At 72.8% G+C, this 11,967-nt stretch carries 15 protein-coding genes; 9 read left to right on the top strand and 6 right to left on the bottom strand.

What is annotated here, in order from left to right; genetic code table 11:
• Positions 1-1,008, bottom strand: a 1,008-nt coding sequence (locus CCN33_RS21165; protein ID WP_086695137.1) for a GNAT family N-acetyltransferase, incomplete at its 3' end; no start/stop codon positions are given.
• Between the two features lie 140 nt (positions 1,009-1,148).
• Between CCN33_RS21165 and fdxA the strand changes: the two genes are divergently transcribed.
• Both fdxA and CCN33_RS21155 read left to right on the top strand, forming a co-directional pair.
• A complete protein-coding gene (fdxA, locus tag CCN33_RS21160; protein ID WP_018561461.1) occupies positions 1,149-1,469 on the top strand; it encodes a ferredoxin in 321 nt (106 codons plus the stop codon).
• Positions 1,470-1,586: 117 nt separating this feature from the next.
• Complete coding sequence (locus tag CCN33_RS21155) at positions 1,587-2,684, top strand: bifunctional succinyldiaminopimelate transaminase/glutamate-prephenate aminotransferase (RefSeq protein WP_086695135.1); 1,098 nt, start codon at positions 1,587-1,589, stop codon at positions 2,682-2,684.
• A 54-nt stretch (positions 2,685-2,738) separates the two neighbouring features.
• Here the strand turns inward: CCN33_RS21155 and CCN33_RS33855 are convergent, their stop codons facing one another.
• Together CCN33_RS33855 and CCN33_RS21145 are read right to left on the bottom strand one after the other, a co-directional pair.
• A complete protein-coding gene (locus tag CCN33_RS33855) occupies positions 2,739-3,026 on the bottom strand; it encodes an ATP-binding protein (RefSeq protein ID WP_392224925.1) in 288 nt (95 codons plus the stop codon).
• A gap of 292 nt (positions 3,027-3,318) precedes the next feature.
• The gene (locus CCN33_RS21145; RefSeq protein ID WP_208621821.1) at positions 3,319-4,317 is read right to left on the bottom strand and encodes a VldE C-terminal domain-containing protein; all 999 of its coding nucleotides are present in this window, start codon (positions 4,315-4,317) and stop codon (positions 3,319-3,321) included.
• Positions 4,318-4,413: 96 nt separating this feature from the next.
• On the opposite strand from CCN33_RS21145, the gene dapE reads away from it, so the two are divergent.
• Together dapE and CCN33_RS21135 are read left to right on the top strand one after the other, a co-directional pair.
• Positions 4,414-5,493 carry a succinyl-diaminopimelate desuccinylase gene (dapE, locus tag CCN33_RS21140; protein WP_086695134.1) on the top strand — a complete coding sequence of 360 codons (1,080 nt, stop codon included), beginning with the start codon at positions 4,414-4,416 and terminating at the stop codon, positions 5,491-5,493.
• A 106-nt stretch (positions 5,494-5,599) separates the two neighbouring features.
• Entirely contained in the window at positions 5,600-6,358 is a 759-nt protein-coding gene (locus tag CCN33_RS21135; protein ID WP_086695133.1) for an LOG family protein, read from the top strand.
• A 66-nt stretch (positions 6,359-6,424) separates the two neighbouring features.
• Here the strand turns inward: CCN33_RS21135 and folP are convergent, their stop codons facing one another.
• Complete coding sequence (gene folP / locus CCN33_RS21130) at positions 6,425-7,285, bottom strand: dihydropteroate synthase (protein WP_086695132.1); 861 nt, start codon at positions 7,283-7,285, stop codon at positions 6,425-6,427.
• Between the two features lie 156 nt (positions 7,286-7,441).
• On the opposite strand from folP, the gene CCN33_RS21125 reads away from it, so the two are divergent.
• Together CCN33_RS21125 and CCN33_RS21120 are read left to right on the top strand one after the other, a co-directional pair.
• Entirely contained in the window at positions 7,442-7,789 is a 348-nt protein-coding gene (locus CCN33_RS21125) for a DivIVA domain-containing protein (protein ID WP_086695131.1), read from the top strand.
• Positions 7,786-8,382 carry a DNA-3-methyladenine glycosylase I gene (locus CCN33_RS21120; protein WP_086695130.1) on the top strand — a complete coding sequence of 199 codons (597 nt, stop codon included), beginning with the start codon at positions 7,786-7,788 and terminating at the stop codon, positions 8,380-8,382. Before CCN33_RS21125 ends, CCN33_RS21120 begins: the two co-directional genes overlap by 4 nt.
• A gap of 58 nt (positions 8,383-8,440) precedes the next feature.
• On the opposite strand, the gene chcB is transcribed toward CCN33_RS21120, so the two are convergent.
• Entirely contained in the window at positions 8,441-9,247 is an 807-nt protein-coding gene (gene chcB, locus CCN33_RS21115; protein ID WP_086695129.1) for a 2-cyclohexenylcarbonyl CoA isomerase, read from the bottom strand.
• Positions 9,248-9,619: 372 nt separating this feature from the next.
• On the opposite strand from chcB, the gene CCN33_RS21110 reads away from it, so the two are divergent.
• Complete coding sequence (locus tag CCN33_RS21110; RefSeq protein ID WP_018544333.1) at positions 9,620-9,787, top strand: DUF3117 domain-containing protein; 168 nt, start codon at positions 9,620-9,622, stop codon at positions 9,785-9,787.
• An 84-nt stretch (positions 9,788-9,871) separates the two neighbouring features.
• Here the strand turns inward: CCN33_RS21110 and CCN33_RS21105 are convergent, their stop codons facing one another.
• Positions 9,872-10,585: an O-methyltransferase gene (locus CCN33_RS21105; protein ID WP_078858418.1), complete on the bottom strand. Its 714-nt coding sequence runs from the start codon at positions 10,583-10,585 to the stop codon at positions 9,872-9,874.
• Positions 10,586-10,742: 157 nt separating this feature from the next.
• Between CCN33_RS21105 and sigE the strand changes: the two genes are divergently transcribed.
• The gene (gene sigE / locus CCN33_RS21100; RefSeq protein WP_202460503.1) at positions 10,743-11,525 is read left to right on the top strand and encodes an RNA polymerase sigma factor SigE; all 783 of its coding nucleotides are present in this window, start codon (positions 10,743-10,745) and stop codon (positions 11,523-11,525) included.
• Positions 11,522-11,967: anti-sigma factor family protein (locus CCN33_RS21095; RefSeq protein WP_208621820.1), on the top strand; the 446-nt coding region annotated here is incomplete at its 3' end. The genes sigE and CCN33_RS21095, both read left to right, overlap by 4 nt.

Raw genomic sequence — 11,967 nt, 5'->3', positions numbered from 1 at the left:
GGAGCCGGGCGCGTCCGGCTCCCGGTAGTGGTGGTACGCGTGATGCGGGGCGAACCCGAGACCGTCGTACAGCCGCCGCGCGCCCTCGTTGTCCTCCTCGACCTGGAGCCACGCCGCCGAGGCGCCCTCCTCGAGCGCGCGCCGGGCGAGCGCGACCATCACGTCGGTGGCCAGCCCCTGACGCCGCCGGGCCGGGTCCACCTCGACCGCCGCGAAACCGGCCCAGCGGCCGTCCACCACGCACCGCCCGATCGCCGCCGGCGGCTCGCCGTCCGCGCCGGGCACACGGGCGAACCACACCGACGGTCCGCCGTTCAGCACCCGCAGGGCCACCTCGCTCACTCCCTCGCGCCCGTACCGCGCGAGCCACGCCTCGTCCGCCTCGCGGGAGAGCACCACGCCGGCGCCGCCGTCCCGGTCCGCGACCGGCGCAAGCGCGCCGGTCCACAGCTCCGCCGTGACCTCCCGCGTCCAGCCGCGCCGCGCCAGCTCCGCCGACAGCAGCTCCTGTGTGCCCTCGGCACCGGAGGCGGTCTGGACGTAGGCGGGCAGTCCGCGCTCGCGGTACCAGCGTCTTACGGAAGCCAGGGCCGCGTCGAGCGGAAGCCCCGGCTCGCCGAGTGGCAGCACGCTGTTGGCCCGCCGGGTGAAACCGCCCGCGGCCCGCAGCTCCCACTCACCGAGCCGTTCGCTCTCCACCGGGCGCCACGCCCGCGCCGCGATCCGCGCCAGTTCCTCGTAGTCCGCCGCCGGACCCCGGCGACGCGCCGGAGCCGGCGGTACGACCTTGCCCGCGACCAGTGAGGACGCCTCGGCCTTGACCACCCGGCCGTCCCGGCGTGTGATCATGAGCACGCCGTCGTCGTCCCAGGAGGTGAGAACGCCTACCGTGTCGGTGAACTTCTCGCCCGCCGCACCCGATCCCGTCAACTGCCGTACAGATACCCTTTTGCCCACGTCTGCCGGTGTGATGAGGACCTTGAGCAGTCCTGTCACCGAGAATTCCACGGGTCGCTCCACCCCTCCTGTTCGGATCACGCTCCGGAACGGAGATACTAGGTGCGGGCATCGACGACGCCGCGCTCCCGCGCGCCAGGCGGCGGAGCCTGAGGAGGCCCGCCAGCGCCCTATCGAGGAGGAACGACAGCGTGACCTACGTCATCGCGCAGCCTTGTGTCGACGTCAAGGACAAGGCGTGCATCGAGGAGTGCCCGGTCGACTGCATCTACGAGGGCCAGCGGTCCTTGTACATCCACCCGGACGAATGCGTCGACTGTGGTGCCTGTGAGCCGGTCTGCCCGGTCGAGGCGATCTTCTACGAGGACGACACTCCGGAGGAGTGGAAGGACTACTACAAGGCGAACGTCGAGTTCTTCGACGAGCTGGGCTCCCCCGGCGGCGCCAGCAAGCTGGGTCTGATCGAGCGCGACCACCCCTTCATCGCCGCGCTGCCGCCGCAGGGCGAGTAACCGGTCAGCAGGCCCGGCGGCCCGTACGAGCGCGCCGCCCCGGTCCCGTACGGCCTGGTGACCCCCGGCCGTGCGGGACCGAGGCGTTTGCGCCCCCTAGGAAAGAGAGCAAGCCCCGTGTCCGCAGTCTCCGACCGGCTCCCCGCCTTCCCCTGGGACAAGCTGGAGCCGTACAAGAAGACCGCCGCCGCGCACCCCGGCGGCATCGTCGACCTGTCGGTGGGCACCCCGGTCGACCCGGTTCCCGAGCTGATCCAGAAGGCACTGGTCGACGCGGCGGACTCGCCGGGCTATCCGACGGTGTGGGGCACGCCCGCGCTGCGCGACGCGATCACCGGCTGGCTGGAGCGCCGCCTCGGCGCCCGCGACGTCACCCACCGGCACGTCCTGCCGATCGTCGGCTCCAAGGAACTCGTCGCCTGGCTGCCGACCCAGCTCGGCCTCGGCCCCGGCGACAAGGTCGCCTATCCCCGTCTGGCCTACCCCACCTACGAGGTCGGCGCCCGCCTCGCCCGCGCCGAGTACGAGGTCTACGACGACCCGCGCGAGCTGGACCCGACGAACCTCAGGCTGCTCTGGCTCAACTCGCCGTCCAACCCCACCGGCCAGGTCCTCTCCCAGGAGGAGCTGACCGGGATCGTGGCCTGGGCCCGCGAGCACGGCGTGCTGATCGTCTCCGACGAGTGCTACCTGGAACTCGGCTGGGAGGCCGACCCGGTCTCGGTCCTGCACCCGGACGTCAACGGCGGCTCCTACGACGGCATCCTCGCCGTCCACTCCCTCTCGAAGCGGTCCAACCTGGCCGGTTACCGCGCGGCCTTCGTGGCGGGCGACCCGGCGGTGCTGATGCCGCTGCTGGAGATCCGCAAGCACGGCGGCATGATGACCTCCGCGCCGACCCAGGCCGCGGTGGTGGCCGCCCTCGGCGACGACGACCACGTACACCTCCAGCGCGAGCGCTACGCGTCCCGCCGCGCCAGGCTCCGCGCGGCCCTGGAGTCCCACGGTTTCCGCATCGACCACAGCGAGGCCAGCCTCTACCTCTGGGCCACGAAGGGCGAGTCCTGCTGGGACACGGTCGCCGCCCTGGCCGACCTCGGCATCCTGGTGGCACCGGGCGACTTCTACGGCGAGGCGGGCGAGAAGTTCGTCCGCGTGGCGTTGACGGCCACCGACGAGCGCATCGACGCGGCGGTCTCCCGCCTGACCGCGTAGGCACACACCGAGGGGGCCCAGAGCCGAGCCCTGAGCCCCCTCGTCATGCGACGACTAGCCGAGCGGCAGCCCCTTCAGCGGAAGCCCGCCCAGCATGTTCCCCGCCGCCTTGCCCGCCGCGGGCGCCGGCACGGCCTTCTTCACAGCCTTGCTGTCCGCCAGCCCGCCCACGGCCTTGTCCACATGCGTCGCGCCGTCCAGCTTGGTCAGCCCACCGAGATCCGGCACGGCCGGCTGGTTGGTGGCCGCACCGGCGGTACCGGCGGCGCCGACCCCGGCGGCCGCCCCCGCGGCGACGAGCAGCGTGGCACGGGCGATACGGCGGGTCAGGGGGAGGGACATGATGCTCCATTCGACAGGAGAGAACGGTGTGGTGTCCGAGCCCGGACGCACTGACTACCGCTCGAACCCGCCGAAGGTTGCGGACGCCGAAGGTAAAGACTGGATAACGCATCGCATTATCAGGTGTGGATAAAAACGGGCAAAGCCCGTCGCGAAGGAGCCCAGCAGAATCCTTCCGCCCCTTGAAGCGTAAGGGCTGAGGGCCACCTGGGCACCCTTGCCTCCGAACGCGCTCCCCGGCAGCCGCCGCAACCCGTACGGGGCAGCTCCCGCACAAGCGTCCGCGACTCCCTCAGGACCCCGTGACGATCCGTACGGACGCCAGCGACGACTCCGCCCCGGCCGCCCCCGACGCCGGGGCCGGCACCGGATGCCAGTCCCCGCCACCGTTGGACGCGGTCCACTCCCGCCCCTCGTAGGTCACCCGGGTGATGCGCAGCGCCGAGGAGTTGGCCACCGCCCACTGCGCGAGCTGCCAGCCCCGCTCCCGCTCGGTGCGCCCGTGGGTGTCCGTCCGCGTGCCCAGCGGCACCGGCACGGTCACCGTCCGTCCGTGCGCCGTGGCGGTCACGCTGGGCGAGGGGGAGGGCGAGGGGACGGCCGTACCGCCCACCACCGCCCCGGTCTCCTGGAGCGCGTCCCGCCCGAAGTCCCGTACCAGCGCGGTCCGTACGGCGTCCGGGCTCGCCGCCTCGGCGGTGCGGGCGGTGCGGCCGTCGCAGGTCAGGGTGGCCGCCGAACGGCCGGTGAGGGCGGCGGCCAGCAGTCTCGCGTCCGGCTCGTGCTTGGCGTACGCCTCCGGGTAACCGCTGCGCTGCACCTTCTGCGCGGCGACGGTGAGCGGGAGTTCGGTGTAACCGGGCACGTGCGCCAGGTGCGCGTAGAAGATGCCCGCCGAGTACGCCGGGTCCATGATCTGCCGCTGGGTGCCCCAGCCCTGCGAGGGCCGCTGCTGGAACAGGCCGAGTGAATCCCGGTCGCCGTGGCCGATGTTGCGCAGCCCCGACTCCTGGAGCGCGGTGGCGAGCGCGATGGTCACGGCACGTTCGGGCATGCCGCGCCCGGTGCCGACGGCCGCGATCGTGGCGGCGTTCACGGCCTGCTCGGGCGTGAAGGCGTACGACACCGTCCTGTCCTGCACCGAGACCACGGTGCAGCCGCGCGCGGCACCGCCTCCGGTGACGTACTGGACGACGAGGTACGCGCCGACACCGGCGAGCACGAGCAGGGCCGCACCGATCCGGAACACACGGCCGCGACGCTTGGGGCGAGAGGGGGACGGCTCTGACACGCGTACAAGGTACTGGAGCCCGCGAGGGCCCTCGCCGCGGACCCGCGCCCCGGTGAGGCGGCCGGCCCCGCCCCGGCGGGCGTTAGGGTCACCAGCATGGCCGACACCACCCTTGACCTCACGCTGGACGCCGCCGAGCTGACCGCCCGGCTCGTGGACATCCCGTCGGAGAGCGGCACCGAGAAGCCCCTCGCGGACGCGATCGAGGCCGCGCTGCGCGCTTTGCCCCACCTCACGGTGGAGCGCTTCGGCAACAACGTCCTCGCCCGCACCGACCTGGGCCGCGCGGAACGCGTCATCCTCGCCGGGCACATCGACACCGTCCCGATCGCGGAGAACGTCCCCTCCCGTCTCGACGAGGACGGTGTGCTGTGGGGCTGCGGCACCTGCGACATGAAGGCCGGTGTCGCGGTCCAGCTCCGGATCGCGGCCACCGTGCCTGATCCCAACCGTGACCTGACCTTCGTCTTCTACGACAACGAGGAGGTCGCCGCCGAGCTGAACGGCCTCAAGCACCTCGCCGAGGTCCGTCCGGAGTGGCTCCGGGGCGACTTCGCGGTGCTGCTGGAGCCCTCCGACGGCGAGGTCGAGGGCGGCTGCCAGGGCACGCTCCGGGTGCTGCTGAAGACGAAGGGCGAGCGGGCCCACTCCGCGCGCGGCTGGATGGGCTCCAACGCCATCCACGCGGCCGCCCCGATCCTCGCCCGCCTGGCCTCGTACGAGCCCCGGTGGCCGGTGATCGACGGGCTGGAGTACCGCGAGGGCCTGAACGCGGTCCGCATCGGCGGGGGAGTGGCCGGCAACGTCATCCCGGACGAGTGCGTGGTCACCGTCAACTTCCGCTACGCCCCCGACCGCACCGAGGAGGAGGCGGTCGCGCACGTCCGCGAGGTGTTCGCGGACTGCGGTGTCGAGGAGTTCGTGGTCGACGACCACAGCGGCGCCGCCCTGCCCGGCCTCTCCCACCCGGCCGCCGCGGCCTTCATCGAGGCGGTCGGCGGCACCCCGATGCCCAAGTACGGCTGGACGGACGTCTCCCGCTTCGCCTCCCTCGGCATCCCGGCGGTCAACTACGGCCCCGGCAACCCGCACCTGGCGCACAAGCGGGACGAGCGGGTCGAGGTGGCCAAGGTCCTCGCGGGTGAGGAGCGGCTGCGCGCCTGGCTCACCGCGTGAGGCCCGCACCACGCGGCGCCGCGTTCCGGACATGCTCACGTCCCCCCTCCGTAACGGTTGCGGATCTAGGCTGAGGACGAAATACCGGCAAGCGGAGGGAGCGCACATGGCTACCGGAAACCCCGAGGGGAAGAAGAGCCCACCGGACGAGCAGCGGCTCGGCCCGGTGCTCCGGCGGCGGGGCCAGGTGCAGGCCAGCACCACGGACCAGCGGCTGCTGGACGAGCGCGCCCCCACCGACTGGGTGCACACCGACCCCTGGCGGGTGCTGCGCATCCAGTCGGAGTTCATCGAGGGCTTCGGCACCCTGGCCGAACTCCCGCCCGCGATCAGCGTCTTCGGCTCGGCCCGCACCCCGGTGGACTCGCCGGAGTACGACGCCGGTGTGCGCCTCGGGCGCGGACTGGTGGAGGCCGGCTGGGCGGTGATCACCGGGGGCGGCCCCGGTGCCATGGAGGCGGCCAACAAGGGCGCGCTGGAGGCGGGCGGCGTCTCGGTCGGCCTCGGCATCGAGCTGCCCTTCGAGCAGGGGCTGAACCCTTACGTCGACATCGGGCTCAACTTCCGGTACTTCTTCGTCCGCAAGATGATGTTCGTGAAGTACGCGCAGGGCTTCGTGGTGCTGCCGGGCGGGCTCGGCACGCTGGACGAGCTGTTCGAGGCGCTGACCCTGGTGCAGACCCAGAAGGTGACCCGCTTCCCGATCGTGCTGTTCGGCAGCGCGTACTGGGGCGGCCTGATGGATTGGCTGCGGAACACGCTGGTCGCCCAGGGCAAGGCCGCGGAGCAGGATCTGCTGCTGTTCCACGTGACGGACGACGTGGAAGAGGCCGTCGCGCTGGTCTCCAAGGAAGCGGCCCGCTGAGACCCGGCTCGCCTCGGGTTCCCCGGGGGACGGCCCCTGACGGCCGCCCCCTGGGGGAGATCCCTGTCAGGCGAGACCCCTGCGGGCCGTCGCCGGGGGCCGGTGGCCCGCGATCGACGCCACCATGTCCAGCACCTGCCGGGTCTCGGCCACCTCGTGCACCCGGTACACCTGCGCCCCGAGCCACGCCGAGACCGCCGTGGTCGCCAGCGTGCCGATCAGCCGCTCCTTCACCGGGCGGTCCAGCGTCTCCCCGACGAAGTCCTTGTTGGACAGCGACACCAGCACCGGCCAGCCCGTCGCCACCATCTCGTCCAGCCGGCGCGTGGCCTCCAGGCTGTGCCGGGTGTTCTTGTTGAAGTCGTGCCCCGGATCGATCAGCACCGACTCGCGCGGCACCCCCAGCGCCACCGCCCGCTCCGCCAGCCCCACGGTGACGTCCAGGATGTCGGCCATCACGTCCTCGTACGCCACCCGGTGCGGCCGGGTACGGGGCTCCGCGCGCCCGGCGTGCGTGCACACCAGGCCCACCCGGTGGCGGGCGGCGACCTCCGCGAGAGCGGGGTCCACACCGCCCCACGCGTCGTTCAGCAGGTCCGCGCCCGCCTCGCACACCGCCTCGCCGACCTCGGCCCGCCAGGTGTCCACGCTGATGACCACATCGGGGAAGCGGCGCCGGACCTCCGCCACGAAACCGACCGTGCGCCGGACCTCCTCCTCGGCGGTGACCTCCTCGCCCGGCCCGGCCTTCACCCCGCCGATGTCGACGATGGCCGCGCCCTCGGCCACGGCGCGCTCCACGCGCGCGAGGGCGGCGTCGTCGGCGAACGTCGCGCCCCGGTCGTAGAAGGAGTCCGGGGTCCGGTTGACGATCGCCATGATCACCGGCTCGTGTGGCCCGAATTCCCGCTTGCCCAGCCTGAGCATCCCCTGTGACCTCTCCTCGTACCTCGGACGTCCGGCGCCTCGCGGCCCGGACTGTCAGCCTCGCATGGCACGATCGGACCCAGACACATCCGGCTTCCGGACGCGAGGTCCGAAGGGACCCGGCGTCCGGCACATCGAGCTTGGGGAACCCTGGCGATGCTGATGTTCTTGTTCCTGGTCCTCGCGCTGGCCGTCGTGGTCGGCGCGGTGACGCTCGGCGTGGTGGGCGGCGGCGAGAGCGCCCCGCTCCAGGACGCCGCGCCCGAGCGGCTCCAGGACCCGCTGCCCGCGGACCGCCCGCTGCACGGCACCGATGTGGAGAGCCTGCGCTTCCCGGTCGCCGCGCGCGGCTACCGCATGGCCGACGTGGACGACGCGCTCAGCCGCCTCGCCGCCGAGCTCGGCGAGCGGGACGCCCGGATCGCGGACCTCCGGAGCGCGCTCGCCGGTGCCCGCGCGGTGCGGCCCCGGGCGGAAGAGCCCGGCCCGGAGGACGGCCGATGAGCACCGGGGAGGCCCTCGCCGGGGCGGACGGCGCGCTGCGCTGCCCCTGGGCGCTCTCCACCGACGACTACGTCTCGTACCACGACGACGAGTGGGGGCGCCCGGTGCACGGCGACGACGCCCTGTTCGAGCGGCTCAGCCTGGAGGCGTTCCAGTCCGGCCTGTCCTGGATCACGATCCTGCGTCGCCGGCCCACCTTCCGGCTCGCCTTCGCCGACTTCCGGATCGAGAAGGTCGCCGCCTTCACCGAGGCGGACCGCGAGCGTCTTCTCGCCGACCCCGGCATCATCCGCAACCGCGCCAAGGTCGACGCCACGCTCGCCAACGCGCGCGTGCTCGCGGACTGGTCCGAGGGCGAGCTGGACGAGCTGATCTGGTCCCACGCCCCCGATCCGGCCGGGCGGCCCGTGCCCAGGGTGCTGGGCGACGTGGCCGCGGTGACCCCGGAGTCCACGGCCCTGTCCAAGGCGCTGAAGAAACGGGGCCTCAGGTTCGTCGGCCCGACCACGGCGTACGCCCTGATGCAGGCGTGCGGCCTGGTCGACGATCACCTCGAAGCCTGCGTCAGCCGGGGCGCGGCCACCCGCGGCTGAGCCGCGGACCGGCCGGGGCGGGGGCCGACCGGCTTGCCCCGCCCGGCCGTTCAGGAGATCAGCGGCCCACGTACTTGGGCTTCTCCTTCTGCACGAACGCCTGCACGGCGATGACGTGGTCCTCGGAGGCGCCCGCGCGGGTCTGCAGCTCGTCCTCCTTCTCCAGCGCCTCGTCCAGCGAGTGCGTCAGCCCGTACGCCACGGCCTCCTTGATCGCCGCGTACGCCACCGTCGGCCCCTCGGCCAGGGCACGCGCCACCTTCTCGGCCTCGGCGCGCAGCTCGGCGGCCGGGACGACCCGGTTGGCGATGCCCAGCTCCAGCGCCTCCTGGGCGCCGATGGTGCGGGGGAACAGCAGGAGGTCGGTGGCGCGGCCGGTGCCGATCACGCGGGGCAGCGTCCAGGAGATGCCGGAGTCCGCGCTGAGCGCCACCCCCGCGAACGAGGTGTTGAACGCGGCGGTGTCCGCCACCAGGCGGTAGTCCGCGAGCAGCGCGAAACCGAAGCCCGCGCCGGCCGCCACGCCGTTGACCGCGGCGATCACCGGCTTCTTCGCACCCGCCAGCGCCCGCGCGATCGGGTTGTAGTGCTCCTTGACGGTGCTCATCGTCCCGCCCCCGCCCCCGCCCTCCCGGTCGGCGGCGAGCAGCCCGATGTGCTCCTTGAGGTCCTGGCCCACGCAGAACGCCCGCTCGCCCGCCGCGGTCAGCAGGATCGCCCGCACCGCGTCGTCCGCCGCCGCGGCTTCGACGGCCTCGCGCAGCGCGTTCTTGGTGGCGATGTTCAGCGCGTTCATCGCCTCGGGGCGGTTCAGCGTGATCGTGGCGAGCCCGTCGTTCACCTCGTGGAGCACGGTGTCGGCCATGGCGCGTCCCCTCCGTTTCGCGTGATGACGTACCGGCCGGTACGCCCTTGTCCGGGGACAGCATGGCGGAGATCCCGGCCCCGCAGTCCCGCCGGCGGTGTGACCTGCGTCTAACAAAACCGCCACAGACGTGGCCGACGGGTGTGCCGAGGGTGGCGCAGTATCGCAGGCACATCCCCGAATTGAGTGGTTTTGCTCGCGCGCGTTGTCCAGCCGATGCGGACCGATGTTGGTCATCGGGTCCTGGGATGCGGGATAATGGCTGGGAAGCAATGTGTTCGATGCCGGTGTCGCGTGTCCCTCCTGGACCGCGGGTGCCCTCCGTGGGGTCGTCGGCAGACGATGAGCCTGGTTTCAGGAAGGGGTACGAGCATGGCGGCCATGAAGCCGCGGACGGGTGATGGCCCGCTCGAGGTGACCAAGGAGGGGCGGGGCATCGTCATGCGCGTTCCGCTCGAAGGCGGCGGTCGACTCGTCGTCGAGCTGACCCCCGACGAGGCAGAGGCGCTCGGCGACGCCCTCAAGAAGGTCGTCGTCTGACGCGCTGCGATCTTTTCCTCCCGACCGCCCCGGTACCCGTCAGGTGCCGGGGCGGTCGCGTTCCCGGGGGACCGGGCCGGGGGCTCAGCGCTTGACGGCGCAGAGCAGCCCGTCGCCGACCGGCAGCAGCGAGGTCACCAGCTCCGGGCTCTCGCGCACGGTGCGCAGCAGCTCGCGCAGCCGGACCACCTCGGTGGGCTGCGGGCCGGAGTCGACCGTGCGGCCGCTGGCGAAGACGCCCTCGAAGACCACCAGGCCACCGGGCCGCAGCAGGCGCAACGATTCAGCGAGGTAGTCCGAGTACTCCAGCCGGTCGCCGTCGCAGAAGACGAGGTCGTAGCCCGAGTCCGCGAGGCGGGGCAGCACGTCGAGGGCGGGGCCGGGGATGAACCGGGCCCGGTTGCTGGCGAAGCCGCAGGCGCGGAACGCCTGCCGCGCGAACTGCTGGTGCTCCGGCTCGGGATCGACGGTGGTCAGGACGCCGTCGGGGCGCATTCCGTGCAGCAGATGGATTCCGGACACCCCGCAGCCGGTACCGATCTCCGCGACCGCCTTGGCGTCCACGGAGGCGGCGAGCAGTCGCAGCGCGGCGCCCGTGCTGGGCGCCACCGAGCGCAGCCCCGCGTCGCGGGCACGGTCCCGGGCCCAGAGCAGCGCTTCGTCCTCGGCGACAAAGGCGTCGGCGAACGCCCAGCTCGTCTGCCGGTTGCCGGTAATGACCCTCTCCTGTCCCCGTGGTTGCCTCGGCGTGACTGTATCCGTTGCGCCGGGAACCCGCTGATGGGACCGAGCGTTCACAGGGGAGAGCCGGGGTGCGGAGAGCGCGGCCGGCACGCGACGGGGGTGAGAGGTGACGGAGGGTGTGGATCACATGCTGACGCGGGTGGATGAGCCGGGTCAGCGGGTGTCAAATTTTCGTAAAACCGCTTATCCGGAGCTAACGGGCGAGGTGGCTATGGTAGGGGCTCCACTGGACACCACCAGAGCCGACAGGGGAGGTGCGGCCGCACCCGAGGACCGAGGGGGAGTGCTGCGGCGCTTTCTCGGGTCGGGCAGGCCGAAATCCGTGACCGACACCGCTGCTGACCACCACGCCGCCGGTCCCGCCGCGGGCGGGACCCAGACCGCGACCTTCGCCACCGACGCGGACGGGCAGGCGTGGACTCCGCCCACCTGGGAGGAGATCGTCAGCACGCACAGCGGCCGCGTCTACCGCCTCGCCTACCGCCTGACGGGCAACCAGCACGACGCCGAGGACCTCACGCAGGAGGTCTTCGTCCGGGTCTTCCGCTCGCTGTCGACGTACTCGCCGGGCACCTTCGAGGGCTGGCTGCACCGCATCACCACCAACCTCTTCCTGGACATGGTCCGGCGCAAGCAGCGCATCCGCTTCGACGCCCTCGGCGACGACGCGGCCGAGCGTCTGCCCAGCCGCGAGCCGTCCCCGCAGCAGGTCTTCAACGACGCCCACTTCGACGCCGACGTCCAGCAGGCGCTGGACACCCTCGCGCCGGAGTTCCGCGCGGCCGTGGTGCTGTGCGACATCGAGGGGCTGTCGTACGAGGAGATCGCCGCGACCCTCGGGGTCAAGCTGGGCACCGTCCGCTCCCGCATCCACCGGGGGCGTTCGCAGCTCCGTAAGGCCCTGGCCCACCGTTCGCCCGAGGCCCGCAAGGCCGAGCGCCGCTCGTTCATGCCCCGGGTGCCCGCGCTGGGGGGAGGGGGCACGCCCGCGTGAGTGGAACCGGTACCGACCCCGCGGAGGCGCACCTCGCGGAACAGCATCTGGGAGACCGGCTCTCCGCCCTGGTGGACGGAGAACTGGGTCATGAGTCGCGCGACCGCGTCCTCGCCCACCTGGCCACCTGCTGCCGGTGCCGGGCGGAGGCCGACGCGCAGCGGCGGCTGAAGAACGTGTTCGCGGAGGCCGCCCCGCCGCCGCCCTCCGAGTCCTTCCTCGCCCGCCTCCAGGGCCTCCCCGGCGGCGACGCCGACGGGCCCGGCGAGCGGTTCGCCTTCAGTTACGTCCCGGCCGGCTCCGGGCACGCCCCCGAGCAGCGCGGCTTCCGTATCCATCCCGTCGCCGACCGGCCCTCTTCGCGCGGGCTGCGGTTCGCCGCCGCCGCCGCGGGAGCGGTGTCCCTCGCGGCCGTGGCCCTCGGCGGTGTCACCACCGCCCT

It is taken from the genome of Streptomyces recifensis (genome assembly GCF_002154615.1).
Lineage (GTDB): Bacteria > Actinomycetota > Actinomycetes > Streptomycetales > Streptomycetaceae > Streptomyces > Streptomyces griseoluteus.
The sequence above is the reverse complement of the archived record's forward strand: the minus strand, read 5'-3'. Positions and strand labels throughout refer to the sequence as shown.

Excerpts from the sequence above, each read along its gene's own strand:
- CCN33_RS33855 (WP_392224925.1), bottom strand. The coding sequence starts at position 3,026 with ATGTCCCTCCCCCTGACCCGCCGTATCGCCCGTGCCACGCTGCTCGTC.
- dapE (WP_086695134.1), top strand. The coding sequence starts at position 4,414 with ATGGCCGACACCACCCTTGACCTCACGCTGGACGCCGCCGAGCTGACC.
- CCN33_RS21135 (WP_086695133.1), top strand. The coding sequence starts at position 5,600 with ATGGCTACCGGAAACCCCGAGGGGAAGAAGAGCCCACCGGACGAGCAG.
- folP (WP_086695132.1), bottom strand. The coding sequence starts at position 7,285 with ATGCTCAGGCTGGGCAAGCGGGAATTCGGGCCACACGAGCCGGTGATC.
- CCN33_RS21125 (WP_086695131.1), top strand. The coding sequence starts at position 7,442 with ATGCTGATGTTCTTGTTCCTGGTCCTCGCGCTGGCCGTCGTGGTCGGC.
- CCN33_RS21120 (WP_086695130.1), top strand. The coding sequence starts at position 7,786 with ATGAGCACCGGGGAGGCCCTCGCCGGGGCGGACGGCGCGCTGCGCTGC.
- chcB (WP_086695129.1), bottom strand. The coding sequence starts at position 9,247 with ATGGCCGACACCGTGCTCCACGAGGTGAACGACGGGCTCGCCACGATC.
- CCN33_RS21110 (WP_018544333.1), top strand. The coding sequence starts at position 9,620 with ATGGCGGCCATGAAGCCGCGGACGGGTGATGGCCCGCTCGAGGTGACC.
- sigE (WP_202460503.1), top strand. The coding sequence starts at position 10,743 with ATGGTAGGGGCTCCACTGGACACCACCAGAGCCGACAGGGGAGGTGCG.